13 protein-coding genes are annotated in these 15,578 nt (G+C 60.7%); 9 read left to right on the top strand and 4 right to left on the bottom strand.

The window, feature by feature from the left end; genetic code table 11:
* Nucleotides 1–39: 39 nt before the first annotated feature.
* From rpsO to cobS, 8 genes are all read left to right on the top strand, one after another.
* Complete coding sequence (gene rpsO / locus ACUUL3_RS11265; protein ID WP_448551412.1) at nt 40–309, top strand: 30S ribosomal protein S15; 270 nt, start codon at nt 40–42, stop codon at nt 307–309.
* 201 nt (nt 310–510) lie between these two features.
* Nucleotides 511–2,601, top strand: coding sequence for a polyribonucleotide nucleotidyltransferase (gene pnp / locus ACUUL3_RS11260; protein ID WP_448551410.1), 2,091 nt, complete (start codon nt 511–513; stop codon nt 2,599–2,601).
* A 226-nt stretch (nt 2,602–2,827) separates the two neighbouring features.
* Nucleotides 2,828–4,093, top strand: a complete 1,266-nt coding sequence (locus ACUUL3_RS11255) for a M16 family metallopeptidase (RefSeq protein ID WP_448551408.1) — start codon at nt 2,828–2,830, stop codon at nt 4,091–4,093.
* Nucleotides 4,093–4,554 (top strand): dUTP diphosphatase, encoded by a 462-nt coding sequence (gene dut / locus ACUUL3_RS11250; RefSeq protein ID WP_448551406.1) that lies wholly within the window; start codon nt 4,093–4,095, stop codon nt 4,552–4,554. The genes ACUUL3_RS11255 and dut overlap by 1 nt, the downstream gene beginning before the upstream one ends.
* A 74-nt stretch (nt 4,555–4,628) precedes the next feature.
* Nucleotides 4,629–5,438, top strand: coding sequence for an MBL fold metallo-hydrolase (locus ACUUL3_RS11245; RefSeq protein WP_448551404.1), 810 nt, complete (start codon nt 4,629–4,631; stop codon nt 5,436–5,438).
* Nucleotides 5,435–6,223 carry a cobamide remodeling phosphodiesterase CbiR gene (gene cbiR, locus ACUUL3_RS11240; protein WP_448551403.1) on the top strand — a complete coding sequence of 263 codons (789 nt, stop codon included), beginning with the start codon at nt 5,435–5,437 and terminating at the stop codon, nt 6,221–6,223. The genes ACUUL3_RS11245 and cbiR overlap by 4 nt, the downstream gene beginning before the upstream one ends.
* A 51-nt stretch (nt 6,224–6,274) precedes the next feature.
* Entirely contained in the window at nt 6,275–7,339 is a 1,065-nt protein-coding gene (gene cobT / locus ACUUL3_RS11235; RefSeq protein WP_448551401.1) for a nicotinate-nucleotide--dimethylbenzimidazole phosphoribosyltransferase, read from the top strand.
* A gap of 3 nt (nt 7,340–7,342) precedes the next feature.
* On the top strand, nt 7,343–8,086 hold the full coding sequence (cobS, locus tag ACUUL3_RS11230) for an adenosylcobinamide-GDP ribazoletransferase (RefSeq protein ID WP_448551399.1): 744 nt from the start codon (nt 7,343–7,345) through the stop codon (nt 8,084–8,086).
* Here the strand turns inward: cobS and ACUUL3_RS11225 are convergent.
* From ACUUL3_RS11225 to ACUUL3_RS11215, 3 genes are all read right to left on the bottom strand, one after another.
* Nucleotides 8,083–8,622, bottom strand: coding sequence for a methyl-accepting chemotaxis protein (locus ACUUL3_RS11225; RefSeq protein ID WP_448556470.1), 540 nt, complete (start codon nt 8,620–8,622; stop codon nt 8,083–8,085). The genes cobS and ACUUL3_RS11225 overlap by 4 nt on opposite strands.
* A 1,145-nt stretch (nt 8,623–9,767) precedes the next feature.
* Nucleotides 9,768–11,201 carry a YihY/virulence factor BrkB family protein gene (locus ACUUL3_RS11220; protein ID WP_448551397.1) on the bottom strand — a complete coding sequence of 478 codons (1,434 nt, stop codon included), beginning with the start codon at nt 11,199–11,201 and terminating at the stop codon, nt 9,768–9,770.
* A 21-nt stretch (nt 11,202–11,222) separates the two neighbouring features.
* Nucleotides 11,223–12,986 (bottom strand): AsmA family protein, encoded by a 1,764-nt coding sequence (locus ACUUL3_RS11215; protein WP_448551396.1) that lies wholly within the window; start codon nt 12,984–12,986, stop codon nt 11,223–11,225.
* Between the two features lie 278 nt (nt 12,987–13,264).
* Here ACUUL3_RS11215 and ACUUL3_RS11210 point away from each other — a divergent pair, with 278 nt between their 5' ends.
* Complete coding sequence (locus ACUUL3_RS11210) at nt 13,265–14,134, top strand: EamA family transporter (protein ID WP_448551394.1); 870 nt, start codon at nt 13,265–13,267, stop codon at nt 14,132–14,134.
* A 21-nt stretch (nt 14,135–14,155) separates the two neighbouring features.
* On the opposite strand, the gene ACUUL3_RS11205 is transcribed toward ACUUL3_RS11210, so the two are convergent.
* Nucleotides 14,156–15,421 (bottom strand): TIGR03790 family protein, encoded by a 1,266-nt coding sequence (locus ACUUL3_RS11205; protein ID WP_448551392.1) that lies wholly within the window; start codon nt 15,419–15,421, stop codon nt 14,156–14,158.
* Between the last annotated feature and the right edge of the window lie 157 nt (nt 15,422–15,578).

Genomic DNA, 15,578 nt, shown 5'->3' with positions numbered 1-15,578 from the left:
GATATCCCGAATTATCAATTATCCTGTGAAGAGGAAGTCATGACACTGCAAACGGAACAGAAGAAGGAGATTATCACCCAATACGCCCACCATGCCAATGATACCGGCTCTCCGGAGGTGCAGATCGCCCTGTTGAGCTCCCGGATCAATTACCTGACCGAGCATTTCAAGGCGCACAAGAAGGATCATCATTCCCGTCGCGGCCTGCTGAAACTGGTCGGACAGCGAAGGCGTCTCCTGAATTATCTCAAGAAGAAAAATATCGATACGTATCGCGACCTGATCCAAAAGCTCGGCATCAGAAAGTAGGATGCTGCAACAGCCACCGCCGGCATCCCGGCGGTGGCTCATTTTCGCCCCTGTGGTATTTCCGTATTACAACCGCCCATGGCGTGTTCGGGGCTTTAAAGACACCCTGTCCCATTTCACATTCAGGATACAGCCTCGTTGTTTTGTCCCGTGGCGTATGGCCATTACCGGCGTGGGAAGAGGGTTGTCAGAGGAGAGTATATGTACAAGAAAGTAGAAATAGATCTTGGTGGACGACCGTTGACCATCGAGTCCGGCAGACTGGCAAAACAGGCGAACGGTTCGGCCCTGGTAACCTATGGCGATACCGTGGTGCTGGTGACGGCCACCGCGGCCAAGGATCCGAAACCGGAGGTGGATTTCCTGCCCCTCACCGTCGAGTATCAGGAGCGGTTTTACGCTGTGGGTCGGATTCCTGGCAGCTTTTTTCGGCGGGAAATCGGCCGCCCCAGTGAGAAGGAGACCCTGTCGTCCCGTTTCATCGACCGGCCCCTGCGGCCTCTCTTTGCGAAAGGCTATCAGCACGAAACCCAGGTCATTGCCACGGTGCTTTCGGCGGACCAGAAGAACGATCCCGATGTGCTGGCGATGATCGGCGCCTCCGCGGCTCTGGGTATTTCCGATATTCCCTTCCTCGGCCCCATCGCCGGCGTACGCGTCGGTTACGTGGACGGCCAGTATGTGCTGAACCCCACCCGGGTGGAACGGGAGAAATCCCGGATCAACCTCATCGTGGCCGGCAGCCGCAAGGCGGTGGTCATGGTGGAAGGCGGGGCCGACAGCCTCTCCGAGGCCGAGGTGCTTGAAGCCATCTTTTTTGGCCACAACGCCCTGCAGCCCATCCTCGATATCCAGGAAGAGCTTGCGGGGGCTGTGGGCAAGGCCAAGATGCAGGTTGCCCCGCCCGTGGTCAATGAGGCTTTGAAAGCCCGGGTGGAAGCGCTGGGCCGGGAGGAGATGCGGGGGGTCATCACCATGGCCGACAAACAGCAACGGAGCGAGCTCTACCACCAGCTTGAGAAAAAGGTGCTGGCCGCCCTGGGCGAGGAGTTCGCCGACAACCTCAAGCAGGCCAAGGAATACCTCCATGATCTGAAAAAAACCATGATGCGGGATCGGATTGTCAAGGAGCAGGCGCGGATCGACGGCCGCCGCTTTGACGAGATCCGGCCCATTCATTGCGAGGTCGCGGCTCTGCCGCGCGCCCACGGCTCCGCCCTCTTCACCAGGGGAGAAACCCAGGTCATGGTCACCGCCACCCTGGGCAGCGGCGAGGACGAGCAGAAGATCGAATCGTTGAGCGGCATGTCCTCCAAACAGTTCATGCTCCATTACAACTTCCCGCCATATTGTGTCGGCGAGGCCAGGCCCATGCGCGGGCCGAGCCGGCGTGACATCGGACACGGCGCCCTGGCCGAACGCGCGCTCCGCGCCGTGCTGCCGAAAAGCGGCGATTTCGCCTACACGATCCGGGTGGTTTCCGAGGTGCTCGAATCCAACGGCTCCTCTTCCATGGCCACGGTCTGCGGCGGCAGCCTTGCCCTGATGGATGCCGGCGTACCCATGCGGAAACCGGTGTCCGGTGTCGCCATGGGCCTGATCAAGGATAACGACACCATCGTCATCCTTTCCGACATCCTGGGCGACGAAGATCACCTGGGCGATATGGATTTCAAGGTCACCGGCACCGACGAAGGCATCACCGCCCTGCAGATGGATATCAAAATCGAGGGTGTTTCCAAGGAGATCATGACCAAGGCCCTTGACCAGGCCAAGGCCGGCCGCCTTCATATTCTCGAGAAGATGAAGATGGGCATCGAGTTCCCCAGGGCGGAAGTGCCCGAGCATGCGCCCAAGATTTTCAGCCTGCAGATCAATCCGGACAAGATTCGCGATCTCATCGGCCCGGGCGGCAAGATGATCAAGGCGATCACCGCCGACTTCGGAGTGAAGATCGATGTCGAGGATTCCGGCAAGGTCACGATCTTCGCGCCCAACGGCCAGGTTGCCCAGGACGTTATCGCCAGGGTCAACGAGCTGACCGCGGAGCCCGAGGTTGGCAAGATTTACACCGGCGTGGTCCAGAAGGTTGTCGACTTCGGCGCCTTTGTGCAGATCATGCCCGGCGTCGACGGCCTGGTGCATATCTCCGAGCTTGAGAACAAGCGGGTCGAGAAGGTGACCGATGTCCTCAACGAAGGAGATACGGTCACGGTCAAGGTTCTGGAGATCGACCAGCGCGGAAAAATCCGCCTGAGCCGGAAGGCGGCCATGCAGGAGCTGGGCTCCTAGTCCCGCGGCGACCGAACGCCCATGATGTGCTGAGCAGAAGGAGGAAAGAGAACCACACTCTCTTTTCTCCTTTTTTTGTGCCCTGAGTGCGCGGAAATGGGAACAAGACACGATTACAACGTCATGGCTCTGCAACTCCGCGATTTGTGGTGCCGAATCTGTGCATCGCAGAGGCTTTTTCGAGGCCGTCAACTTTGCTTTTGCCCCCTTTGTGAACGGGAATCCCATGTTTGAAAAAACCGTGCTTGCCAATGGTGTCCGTGTCATCACAGAAAAGATACCCTCCCGTACCGTTTCCGTGGGGATCTGGGTCGATGTGGGCGCCCGCGACGAGCAGCCTGCGAACAACGGCAGCGCCCATTTTGTCGAGCACATGCTCTTTAAGGGCACCAGCGCGCGCAACGCCCAGCAGATCGCCCAGGAATTCGACATGTTGGGCGGGATGTCCAATGCCTTCACCTCCAATGAAACCACCTCCTATTACGCCACAGTCCTTGATGACCAGCTGGGCAGGGTTGTCGCGCTTCTGGCCGATCTTTTCCTCGATTCCCTCTACCTCGAAGAGGAAGTGGCCCGGGAGCGGGAAGTGATCCTCCAGGAGATCAGCATGGTGGAGGATACGCCGGATGACCGGATTCACGAACTGTTCACCGGCAGTCTCTGGGGCGCGCACCCTCTGGGGCAGACCGTGCTCGGCAGCAGGGATGTGGTGGCAAACATGACCTCGGCGCGGCTGCGCGCCTATGTGCGGGAAACCTATACCCCGGCGCGGCTGGTTATTGCCGCGGCGGGCAATGTGAAACACGGGGAATTTTGCCGGCTCTGGCAGGAGCAGCTCGGCGGCCTGGCGAAAGCGGAAAAGGCCGGCACCGGGAGAGAGGTCCCTGCCCAGCTTGCGCCGGTGCGGAAAATTTACAAAAAGAAGCTTGAGCAGGTCCACATGGTGCTCGGCACCTACGGCCTGCCCATCATCGCCGAGGAGCGTTACGCCCTCTATCTGCTGCATATTCTGCTGGGCGGCAACATGAGTTCCCGGCTCTTCCAGGAGGTCCGGGAAAAAGAAGGGCTGGCCTATTCCATCTATTCCTACCTCTCCTCCTTTACCGACAGCGGCTATCTCGGCATCTACCTGGGGGTGGACCCGGCCATGGTCAATAAGTCCCTCGCCGTCATCGCCCGGGAGATAAGGGCTTTGCGGAGTAAAGGAACCTCCTTGGCATTGCTGGCCAACGCCAAGGATTACGCCAAGGCCGGTATTTTTCTTTCCGCGGAGAACATGGAGACGCGCATGACCCGCATTGCCAGAAACGAGCTGACCTTCGGCCGCTACATCCCCTTTGACGAGGTCGTTGCCGGCTTTGACCGGGTAGGGCAGGAGGATATCATCCAGCTTGCCGGCCAGCTTTTTGCCAGGCCGTTTTTTGGTGCGGCCCTTGGTCCGGTGCGGGGCAAGGACATTGATTGGCAACCCCTGGATCTGGAGGCGAACTGATGGGCGACTTGGAAGCGCAACATATCATGCAGCTCCGCTGGCTGCGGCCGGAGCCGGATCTGCCCCTGCCCACCTATCATTCCGAGCTTGCCGCAGGCATGGACGTGGCTGCCGCGCTTTCCGAGCCGCTCTGCCTGGCGCCGGGGGAGATCAGGCTTTTGCCCACCGGTTTTGCCGTGGCCCTGGCGCCCGGTTATGAACTGCAGGTGCGGCCGCGCAGCGGGCTGGCCGTTAAGCACGGCATCACCGTGGTCAACAGCCCCGGCACCATTGATGCCGATTACCGCGGCGAGGTGAAGATCGGCCTCATCAACCTGGGAACTGAACCCTTCACCATCCGGCGGGGCGATCGGATCGCCCAGCTGGTTCTGGCGCCGGTTTGCCGGGCCAGGGTGCAGGTGGTGGAGAAGCTTGGTGAAACCGGCCGTCAGGCGGGCGGCTTCGGCCATACCGGTATTTAGGGGCAGAGGGGATGCGCGGTACGTTCCGGCCTCTGGCCCCTGTTTCCTTTCAACCCATCTCCCTTTAACGACCGATGCGTTTCTGTGTTCTGGGCAGCGGCAGCAAGGGGAATTGCACCTTTGTCGAATCGGGCAGGACAAGGCTCCTGATCGATGCCGGTTTTTCCGGCAGGGAGATCGAACAGCGCCTTGCCGCCATCGGCGTTGCGGCGGAAACCCTGGCCGCCATCCTCATCACCCATGAGCATGGCGATCATATCCGGGGGGCGGCCATTCTCTCCCGGCGCTACAAAATCCCGCTTTTCCTCAACGACGCCACCCATGCCGCCGCCGGCGAGGTGCTGGCCAATCTGCACGGCCGGCAGGGGTTTGCCACCGGCAGCACCTTTGTCTTTCAGGATTTTCAGATCCACCCCTACCGTGTCTCCCATGATGCCGCCGATCCTGTCGGTTTTCTCCTCCATGACGGCTGCCTGCTTCTCGGCTACTGCACCGACACCGGTGTGGTCTCCAAGCTCATGGAGCACCGTCTGAGCAGCTGCCACGGCCTGATCCTTGAATGCAACCATGACCCGCTGCTCCTTAAAAACGGTCCCTATCCGCCCGCCTTGCAGCAGCGGGTGAGAGGAAAAACCGGCCATCTGGCCAACGGGGAGGCGGCAGGCTTTTTGGCGAAGATCCTGCACGCCGGCCTGGAGCATGTTGTTCTCTCTCACATCAGCGAAACCAACAACCGGCCGGAGATGGCCGAGGAGGCAGTGCGGCTGGTGCTTGCCGGCATGCGCCGCAAAAACGGCGCCGAATGGCCCCTGCCCGCAATCTCCCTGGCCCATCAGGACCGGGTTGGCGAAGTGGTTCTGCTTGCCGGCCGGAGCTGCCGATGACGCCGGGGAAGGGGCGCTACCCCTGGCGGCTTGGCGCCACCTCCTTTGTGGTGCCGGCCGATATGACAAGCAATGTCCGGATATTGGCTCCCCTGGTCGATGATGTCCAATTGCTTTTTTTTGAAAGCGCGACAAACGCCCGGTTGCCCCAGGAGATGGACTGTGCCGTCCTTGCCGGCCTCCAGCGGGAACATGGCCTTTCCTATACGGTCCATCTGCCCATCGACATCCGACTGGGCGCTGCCGAGAGAGGGCTTCGTCAACAGGGAATTGGTGAAATCTGCCGGCTGATGGCCGCGCTTGCTCCCCTGGTTCCCTCCTGCTATGATCTGCATCTGGTGCGGGAAGAAGAGTTGCCCGTGGCCGAGTGGCTCGACCACCTGGACAATGGCCTGGAGGAGCTGGCGAGCCGCCTGGGAGCGGAAAAAAAACTGGTGGCGGTGGAGAATATCGAGTATCCCTATGGGCTCGTCGCCGCCCTGGTCGCCGGGCATGGCTTCGGGCACTGCCTGGACTGGGGCCACCTTCACCGCCATGGCCATGACCGGCGGGAGGCCCTGGCTCGGCTTGGCCAGGTGCGCCACCTGCATTATCATGGCGTGCAGGGCAAAAAAGACCATCAGGCGCTCGCGGATGCCGGCGAGGCCCTGCGGTTGGGGGAGGCGCTGGCTGCCGCCGATTTTCAAGGCGTCGTCACCCTGGAGCTTTACAGCCTTGCAGGGCTCGAAGCGTCCCTGGCCATGCTGGGAGAGGCGTGGCAGCCCTTTGGGAAGAATGAATATTGAAAGAGAGAAGCGGCAGGGAACATTCTTTGCCCGGAAGCAAGGAGAATGAGGATGCTCAAGACAGTGGAAGAACTTCAGGCCCTGTGCGCGGCCATTTCCCCGGCAAACAAGGAAGTCCAGGCCCAGGCCCAGGCAAAGCTCGACAATTTGACCAAGCCCCTGGGCAGCCTCGGCAAGCTGGAGATGCTGGCGGCCCGAACCTGCGGCATACGGGGAACCCTTGAGGCCGGGGTTGGGGCAAAGGTCATTCTCACCTTTGCCGGCGATCATGGCGTGGTGGCGGAGGGGATCAGCGCCTTCCCGCAGGAGGTTACGCCGCAGATGGTCCTCAATTTCCTGGCCGGCGGGGCAGGGGTCAATGTGCTGGCCCGCCATGTGGGCGCCGAAGTGAAGGTGATTGACGTGGGCGTGGCCGTGCCGATTGAGGCCGAAGGCCTGCTCCAGTGCAAGGTGCGGCCCGGCACCGCCAATATGGCCAAGGGGTCGGCCATGCGCATCGATGAGGCCTTGGCGGCGATCGGGGTCGGCATGCGGGTTGCCCGCGATGCCATTGCCGGGGGCGCCGAGATTCTCGGCACCGGCGATATGGGCATCGGCAACACCACCCCCTCTGCCGCCCTTTTTGCCGCCTTGCTGCCCGCCAAGGTTGCCGAAGTGACCGGCCGGGGTACCGGCATCGACGATAAAACCCTGCGGCATAAGATTACCGTCATCGAGCAGGCCCTGGCCGTGAACAAAGAGCACCTGTCTTCGCCGTTGGCGACCCTGGCCGCAGTGGGAGGGTTGGAGATCGCCGCCATCTGCGGGGCGATTCTTGAGGCGGCCAGAAGCCGGGTGCCCATCGTGGTGGATGGCTTTATCTCCAGCGCCGGGGCACTTGTGGCTCTCCGCCTGGCTCCCGACGTGCTTGATTATTGCTTCTTCAGTCACATGTCCGCCGAGCAGGGGCATCGGATCTTTTTTGAGAAGATGGGCTTGAGCCCCCTTCTGCATCTTGATCTGCGTCTGGGCGAGGGAACCGGGGCGGCGCTCTCCATGAATCTGGTGGAGGCCGGTCTGAAGATCATGAACGAAATGGCCACGTTCGGTGAGGCCGGGGTGAGTGAGGCCAACTGAGCCATGCTGCTGGCCGCCCGCATCGCCATAGCCTTTCTCACCATTGTGCCCCTGCCGTTGCCGGCGCAACTGAGCGGGGAACAGCTGGCGCGGAGCGCGGCTTTTTTCCCCCTGGCCGGCTGGCTGCTGGGTTGCCTGCTTGCCGGCGCTTGCTGGGTTTTTGTCTATCTCCAACTGCCGGCCTTGGTTGCGGCCGTGCTTCTGGTGGGGTTGGCTGCCTGGCTGACGCGTGGTCTGCATCTGGACGGAGTGGCCGACCTGGCGGATGGCCTGGGCGGCGGCCATGAGCCGGCCCGGAGGCTTGCCATCATGAAAGATTCCGCCACTGGCGCCTTCGGGGTCATCAGCCTGGTGCTGCTCCTGGCCCTGAAGATTTCCTGTCTGGCGACCCTCTATGAAAAGGGGCAGGCAATTTTCTTCGTCTTTTTTGCCATGCCGGTCACGGCGCGCTGGGCCATGGCGACCCTGGCCTTCCGGACGAGCTACCCCAGGGAGGGCGGTACAGGCCATTCGTTTGTCGGCAAGGTGCGGGGAGGAGATTTAGCGCTTGGCGCGCTCTTCATGCTGCCGCTTCTTGTCTGGCAGTGGCCCCTGGCCCTGGCCATTCTGGCTGCGGGTCTGCTGCCCGCAGTTACCTTACGTTTTCTCGCGCAAAAGGCCCTGGGCGGCATTACCGGCGATGTCCTGGGCGCGGCCTGCGAGCTTGCTGAGGCCTGCTGTCTGGTTGCCGCGGTAATTTTGCCCTAGTCTTTTTTCCCGCCTTCCACCAGATTGATCAGGGCGCCGATATTGTCCTGGAGACGAAGGGCCTGGTTGGCGACCGCCTCGGAGGCCGCCGCAAGTTCCTCGGCATTGGCAGCCAGTTGCTGGGTGCCGCTGTCCATCTGGGTGACCCCCTGGTTGATCTGGCCGATTCCCTGGCTCTGTTCGTGGGAGGCCAGAGAGATTTCCTCCACCAGCCGACCGACCTTCCGGGAATCTTCAATCACCTCCCGGGTATTTTCCGCCACGGAATTCACCTTTTCCAAGCCTTGGTCCACGTTGGCAATGGCCTGCTCGATGAGAGCGGTCGAGCTTCTTGCCGATTCGCTGGTGCGGCGGGCAAGGTTTCTGACCTCTTCCGCCACCACGGCAAAACCGGCCCCGTGTTCGCCGGCCCTGGCCGCTTCCACCGCTGCATTCAAGGCAAGGAGGTTGGTCTGGAAGGCAATCCCCTCGATATCGGAGATGAACGCCTTGATCGCATCGCTGTCCTGTTTGATCCTTTGTATGTTGTTGAGCATTTCCGAAACCTCGCTGCTGGCCCTGGTTCCGGTTGCTTCATTTTTTTTCATCGCCGTATTTGCCTCGCCGGCATTGCTGTCGTTCTGCTGGACGCGACTGGTGATCTCTTCCAGGGTGGCGCTGGTTTGCTCCAGGTTTGCCGCCATTTCCGAGGCCATTTCCGCCACCTCCTGGGAACTGCTCGCGGCGGCATGGGCCTCCTCGTTGATGCTGTCGGCACTCAGCTTGAGATCCTCAACGATCCCGTTGATCAGGGAGATGAGCATCTGTACGAAAAAGAGGGAGGCCACCAGGATGACGATGATGGCACCGAGAGCGCCGGCATTGAAGATGATTGTATAGGTGCCTACTTTGGCTTTTGTCTTTTCCTTGATGGTGTTCAGGGCGGCGCGCAGGGTGTCCACCGCTGTTTTGGTGTCCCCTGTGACCAGATAGAAATCTTCCAGATATTCCTCTGCAAAGATTTCAGTGGCCTCTTCCGTGTTTCCCCGCTGCGCGGCCGGGATGATATCGTCGGTGATATGGGCGCGCATCTTTGCCCAGCCGCTGATGGTGGTGGCCAGAGCGGCGGTGATGTCGGTGGCGCGCTCCAGGTTGTGGCAGGATGTGCAGGTGAAGGAAGAGGGTTCCGCTGGTTCGGACAGATCGGCCTGCATTTCGGCAACAACCGCATCGAGTTTGCTAAAGGCGTTTTCCAGGGAAGTCTGCCGCTCGGAGTCATGGTCCTGGATCTGCAGGAGAACCAGACTGTTGATCAGGTTGATGTTGAGGCGGGCCCGGGCGATTTTGTCGATATGACCGCTTTTCAGCTCGATCCCCTGATAGACCCGACCGCCGATCTGCACCTGGCTGATCACGTATTGGGCAAAGATGGTGCCCACGCCGACAACCACGAGGGAAAAGGAAACCAGCAAAAGAAGTTTTATCCGCAGGGAGAGGCTGTTAAAGCAAATACGCATTCGTTGCTCCTGTTCTGGGGGATGAAGACACGTGAGCCACACCGCGGCCAAGGGTTGTTCCTTGGCCCAACCCGGAGGGAAAAGTATGGCCCCGACTCATATGGTAGAGCAGAATGGGGAAAAAATGGCAATGAAAATGGCGCCTTTTTCGGGCGGGAAAAAGGGGGAACAAGGAGATAGGGCGCTCAAGCGCCGGGTCCGATTTTTTGGCGGGCGACGGCCTGCCGCGCTGCCTGCATGGCCTCGATGACCAGATGGCTTCCTTTGAAGGGGGGGACATCCGTGCCAAGGATCAGGTCGACAATTTCCGTTGGCGCCATGGTTTCCGAGGGCGAGGCCGGCGCATAGCCGGTTTCCTTTTCTTCCACCCGGCGCAGGAGGCCGCCGTTCACCAGCTCCGTCAGGATGCTGTTAATAATTGTTTCCGGTTGCTGGAGTTCCTCGGTCAGGTTGGCCGGCAGGGTCAGGCGGCGGTTTTTGAAATCGGTGTATACCGCATCGACGATATTGAAGGCAAGGGCCAGCCGGGCCACGGGGGAGAGGTTGTCCGGGCCGGGCCGGTAGGTTTTCCAGACCTGGCAGGAAAAGGCCATTTCCGCGCCGGCCAGGAAGATGGTCCAGCCCATCTGCAGCCAGATCAGGAAGAGGGGCAGGGTGGCGAAGGAGCCGTAGATGGCGTTGTAGCGGGCAACCCCGATCTGCGTCCTGATGAAGAGTGCCTGGATGATGAGCCAGAAGATGCCGCCGAAAATACCGCCCGCAAGGGCCGGCATTGTTCTGACCTTGGTGTTGGGCAGAAAACGGTAGAGGATGCTGAAGGTGGCAATGACCAGCAGCAGGGGCAGAACCTGGAGCAGGGCATGTTCGAGCCATGGGGTCAGGGGCAGAAGCTCCCGCGTTTTTACCAGCAGAGCCGGGCTCTGGAGGGTGGCCTCGGTGGCCAGGGCGAGGTTGATGGCCAGCGGCAGCAGGATCATCAGGGCAAGATAATCCATGAATCTGCGGCCCAAGGGGCGTTCGCTTTCCGTCATCCAGATGGCGTTCAGCGAAGATTCGATGCTGCCGAGGACGACCATCACGGCAAGGACCAGGCCGATGACGCCAAAGGCGCCCAGGGCAACGAAATCGGTTCTGTCCACATAGTCAAAAATCCGGTCCACGGCCTTTTTGAGGTGGGCGGTGAGCGCGGCTTGTTCCTCTGCCATTGCCGGCGATTTCAGCTCCTTTGCCAGCGGGGTGAGGGCCAATTCCTCGTCGTAGATCGTCGCCTGTTCCTGGGCCGCAAGCCGGCTCTGGATTTCCAGCTGGGCGATGAGGCGGTAGGCCGCCTGCCGGGCTTCGTTGCCGCCGCCAAGACCTTTGAGCACCGCAGTGCCCAGAGCCAGCATCGGCACCAGGGAGAGGACCACGATAAAGGTCAGGGCGCTGGCGCGCAGGGGAATGCTGTCCCGGCCGAACTCGCGGAAAAAGATGAGCAGCACGCGCAGGCTGGCGCGGAGGTTCCGTTGCCAGCGTGAATCCGCCGGCTGCGGGAGGCGCCAGAGCCATTCCTGTGCCGAGGCGAGGCGGATGGCGACCGGGGTCCGGCTCTTTTGCGATGTTTCAGGCAAAATCGGCATCTCCCTGAGGTGAAAAACCCATTACAATCCGAAAATCCCCTTGATGAGATCCCCGGGGCTCTCCTGTCGCGGTTTTGCCTCGCCGCCGCTCCCTTCCTGTTCCGCCGGCGGGGTGCCGAGTTTCTCCAGGAGCTTTTTCTTGATGACCTCTTCGGTCCGGGAGAGAAGCGCCTTTTCATCGAGGCTCGGCCGCGGTTTCTCCACGGTGCCGGTCAGGTTCAGGCGCAGCACGGTTTCTCCCTCCTCGTTGGCCAGATACTTGGCAATGGCAATCCGTTGCCTGAGCTTTTCGCTTAAGACGGGAGAAAGGGTGAGGGTGACCGGCAGAGCCAGGGCGCCGTCCAGGCCGATGGTTCCCTGGGTGGCGATTTTCAGATCCTGCGAATCTGCCCGGGAGTCCAGGCCGATATTGCCGTCCCGCACCCTGATGTTGCCGGCGGCCCGCTCAAAGCTCAGATCCTGCAACTCCGGCAAGCCCACCAGGGCGGCAACGGTGCGACTGATCTCATTGTTGCGGAACCAGCCCTTGCTGATGCTGTAGGTGCCGTCCGCCGCCAGTTTCCGCTTGATCTCCTCCCATTCGGTTCCGGCGCCGCGGAAGCGTATTTCGCTGGCCAGGACGCCGCCGAACATCTCTTCCGCCTCGGGCTTGAGCGCCTTGCGCAGGGCGCTCAGCTCAATTCCCTCCGCTTTCACCTCGCCCTGATAGATCAGGGTGGGCGTATTGAGGTCAAGGCGCAGCTCCCTGGCGGCGACCGTCCCGCCAACGGCCTCCGCCCTCAGCTGGCTGATGGTGAAGATGCCGTTGCGCAAGGCATAGGCAAGGGCGATATTTTCCAGGCTGAGCGTGTTGTAGAGCGCCTTGCCCACGGTGATTTTTCCTTCCGCGCCCAGGCCGGCAGGTTTCTGCGGGACGTCGGCCGGAGGCAATTTCTTTTCCGCTTCCTGAGCCGCCCTGGGAAGCCCGGCGAGCAAGGCGAGGAGATGGTCGAGGTCAAGCGCCTCGCTGCTCAAGTCGAGACGGATTGCCGGGGCGGCCGCATAGTTTTTTATCTCCCCGCTGAGATGCATCTTCTCTTTGTCCAGGCTGAGATCGCCCTGCAGAACAAGATTCTTATCGTCGAAGCTGCTGGTGCCGACAAGATGCGGCTGCAGGGAACCATGCACCGCATCGGCCTGAAAGCCGAGTTCTCCCTTGTAGGTGACGGCGGCGAGATCATGCAGATCCACGGCGAGTTTCAGGTCGGCGTTCACCTGGAGCCGCGGCAGTTCGTTTTTATCGTCGCTCACCGCGATTGCGGCCCTTTCCACCCGGATCTGCTCAACGGTCAGGGCGATGGGCAGGGCCGTCGCCCCGGCGGCGGGGACCGCTTTTTTCTCCTCGTTTTTTTCCCGCAGGAACGCGAGGGTTTCAAAGTTGAATTTGCCGGCTGTGTCGCGATGGATATGGATACTTGGCTCCTGAAGAACGATTTCGCTGACCACCAGTTTTTTTTGGAGAAGCGGCAGCAGGTCGTAGCGAAGGACAAAGGCCCTGGCTCTGGCAAAATCGTCTTTGCCGTCCAGCTCCTTGACGGCAAAGTCCTCCACCGTGATGCCGTGGAGCAGGCTGACCTTTATGGCGCCGATCACGACCTTTCTGGCCAGGGCATTTTCCACCGGCGGAATGACCAGGGCCTTGATCCGGTCATCGGTGAGATAAAAGCGGATCAGCAGGGAGAGGGTCAAGACGGTTATGAGAACAAGGCCCAGGAGGGCGAGGAGGATGGTGGCGGTTTTTTTCATGGTGGAATCTCCACGATGGTTCTTTGCTGCCTTGTCGCAAGGGAGGGAGGGCTTGTGAGAGAATACTGCCTTCAGTCTACCACGCTGCCTGGCAAAATTATAGAGGGAAATCCGGGCAGAGCCGGGGCGCCGGGATGTTCGCCGCCCCGGCTCTGCCCGGCCGAAATTTTTCATTGGTTGCCGCGGGGGGAATCTGGCACACTGTAATTGTGCTGAAATGAGACGCCGGCCTCCCCTGGTCGGAATGAGGGGTATAATCTCGACCTGCCCAGTACCGCATGCTGCTTTGGTTTGTTCTCTCCTTGATGACTGCCCTTGCCGTGGCCGGCCGTGATGTCTCGGTGAAGATTTTTTTCCCCAGGTTGCGCCTGGAAGAGGTGGCCGGCCTGGAAATGTTCTGGGGCCTGCCTGTTTTTGCCGTGGGCCTGGCGCTGATTGATTGGCCGGAGCTCGACGCGGTGTTCTGGTGGAATTTCCTGATCTCTTTTCCGGTAAACGTCCTGGCCTATTTCCTTTACCTGCGTGCCATCACCCTAAGCCCCCTTTCGCTGGTCATTCCTTTTCTCGCCTTTACTCCGCTCTTCATGATCGTCACCGGGCTCGTTTTTCTTGGCGAGCGGATCAGTCTCTGGGGAGGGGGTGGCGTTTTCCTGATTGCCGGGGGCAGCTACCTCTTGAAAAGCGAAGAGAAAGACAAGGGTTTCTGGGCGCCCCTACGAGCCCTTGGCCGGGATAAGGGCTGCATGTGCATGCTGTCTGTCGCCTTTCTCTATTCCTTTGGCGCGGTGATCGGCAAGCAGGCCATCCTCCACTCATCCCCCCTTTTCTTCGCCAATCTTTTTTTTCTTCTCTTTGGCCTGGGGCTGCTCGCCTGGCTGGGTATTCGCGGCAGGGTCAGCCGCCGTCTCCTGATGGGCGAGTGGGAGAAGGGCTTGTGGCTGGGCGGTTTTCTGGGCATGCATGTCATCTGCCATGCGCTGGCCATCAGCATTGCCACCGCGGTCTATATGATCGCCGTGAAACGCAGCAGCATACTCTTCACCGTTCTTGCCGGCTGGCTGCTGCTCAGGGAGGAGCCTCTGCCCGGCCGGATCTGCGGCGCGCTCTTGATGTTTGCCGGCATGCTGCTCATCCTCCTGGTCGGATGAGGTCCGTGGCCCGCCACCCCTTCACGGACCGGGATGGCCGGTATTCTTGAAGGGGCGGTAAAGAGGGTCGCCGATGAGCACCATTTTCCAGGAGAGATAGGGGGAGCTCAGGGAAAAGCACTCGGCCAGGGTGAGATCGCCGCGGATGAGGAGGGAGAAAAAGAGCTCCGGAATCGGAAAGGCCTGCACATAGGGCTCGCTCACCGGACCCAGGGTGGCGGCAATCCCTTTTTCCAGCATCATCTTGCACCAGGCCGTGCTCTCCCTATCCTTGAGGGTGCGGCATTCCCCGCTGGCGATGTGGTAGCCCACCGAGCCCGGTTGCCAGGCAAAGGCGTCTACGTACTTGGCCAGGCTGTACCAGCCGCAGTAGAGAGCGGCCGGCAGCCGCCAGCCGGCGGCAAAGAGTTCCGGCTTGCTGTCGAGCTCCACCGGAAAGCCTTTTTCGGAAAGCAGCCTGGCCGTCTCGTGCAGGGACTTGTCATAAAAAGCGTAGCCGCTCAATTTCTCCTTGTTCTTCGGGTGCTTCCACTGGGCGTCGAAATAGGCGGTGCCGCGCAGCCCTGTTTCTTCGGCGCGGATGCTGTCGTCAACAATCCTTTTCGCCACTTTTTCGTCCGGGCCGTCAATCCTGCCGGTAAGGAGCAGCCGTTCCTTGGGCAGGGCCGCCTCCTTGCCCTGCCCAAGGAAGAGGGGGTTCATCTGCCAGCCGGGCAATGGGTAGTTGCCCAGCCGGACGAGAGCCAGCTCCGAGTCCAGGGCCGCCTCCTGGTCGGCGCCGCTTAAGCGGGCGATCTCTTTCCTGAGCGTTTTGAGAACGCCTTGCGCCCTCTTGTCCTTCGCCTCTGGCCCGATTTTTTCCAGAGCGGTCTTTTCCGCTTTGAGTTTTTTGATCTTTTTCTCGTTCTCTTCCGGGATCGGTGGCGGCAAAATTCTCAGGGGAAGCCCATAGAACAAGGCCAGACAGGTGATGGGGCTGTCCGGATGGCTGTCGAGAAACTCCCGGAGCGGAGCGGCGATCTGCCGTTCATATTCTCCGCGGCTGATGTTTTCTTTGCCGGTGGTTTTCAGAAGCAGAAAATTTTTTTCAGGGATCTGCCGGCGTTGCTGATAATACCGGGCAAGCTCTACGCCTTCCCGCACATTGCCGTTGGCAACGAGAAGAATCTCTTCCGGTCTGAGGGCGTAACAGCGGGCAGGGGACAGCCAGTGGAAGAGCGCGACAAACGTAAGGGTGATAAGGGCAACCCGGTGAATTCTGCTGGTCTTTGCGTGGCTGGAGTCCATTTTCTCCTCTCGCGGCGGTGGGGGGCTCACCGGCAGGAGCAAGGCGACCTGCCGGAATCTGGGCGGTTTTTTTCGTATCACCAGACTAGCAGATGCAGGGGAAAATGGATATGGCCAAGATCTGTCGGCAAGGCCGGCCGAGGGAGGGACTCCTGAT

This window comes from Thiovibrio sp. JS02, from assembly GCF_053485635.1.
The sequence above is the reverse complement of the archived record's forward strand: the minus strand, read 5'-3'. Positions and strand labels throughout refer to the sequence as shown.

Bases quoted from the DNA above. Each gene is read 5' to 3' on its own strand.
- rpsO (WP_448551412.1), top strand. From the start codon at position 40: ATGACACTGCAAACGGAACAGAAGAAGGAGATTATCACCCAATACGCC.
- pnp (WP_448551410.1), top strand. From the start codon at position 511: ATGTACAAGAAAGTAGAAATAGATCTTGGTGGACGACCGTTGACCATC.
- ACUUL3_RS11255 (WP_448551408.1), top strand. From the start codon at position 2,828: ATGTTTGAAAAAACCGTGCTTGCCAATGGTGTCCGTGTCATCACAGAA.
- dut (WP_448551406.1), top strand. From the start codon at position 4,093: ATGGGCGACTTGGAAGCGCAACATATCATGCAGCTCCGCTGGCTGCGG.
- ACUUL3_RS11245 (WP_448551404.1), top strand. From the start codon at position 4,629: ATGCGTTTCTGTGTTCTGGGCAGCGGCAGCAAGGGGAATTGCACCTTT.
- cbiR (WP_448551403.1), top strand. From the start codon at position 5,435: ATGACGCCGGGGAAGGGGCGCTACCCCTGGCGGCTTGGCGCCACCTCC.
- cobT (WP_448551401.1), top strand. From the start codon at position 6,275: ATGCTCAAGACAGTGGAAGAACTTCAGGCCCTGTGCGCGGCCATTTCC.
- cobS (WP_448551399.1), top strand. From the start codon at position 7,343: ATGCTGCTGGCCGCCCGCATCGCCATAGCCTTTCTCACCATTGTGCCC.
- ACUUL3_RS11225 (WP_448556470.1), bottom strand. From the start codon at position 8,622: ATGCTCAACAACATACAAAGGATCAAACAGGACAGCGATGCGATCAAG.
- ACUUL3_RS11220 (WP_448551397.1), bottom strand. From the start codon at position 11,201: ATGCCGATTTTGCCTGAAACATCGCAAAAGAGCCGGACCCCGGTCGCC.
- ACUUL3_RS11215 (WP_448551396.1), bottom strand. From the start codon at position 12,986: ATGAAAAAAACCGCCACCATCCTCCTCGCCCTCCTGGGCCTTGTTCTC.
- ACUUL3_RS11210 (WP_448551394.1), top strand. From the start codon at position 13,265: ATGCTGCTTTGGTTTGTTCTCTCCTTGATGACTGCCCTTGCCGTGGCC.
- ACUUL3_RS11205 (WP_448551392.1), bottom strand. From the start codon at position 15,421: ATGGACTCCAGCCACGCAAAGACCAGCAGAATTCACCGGGTTGCCCTT.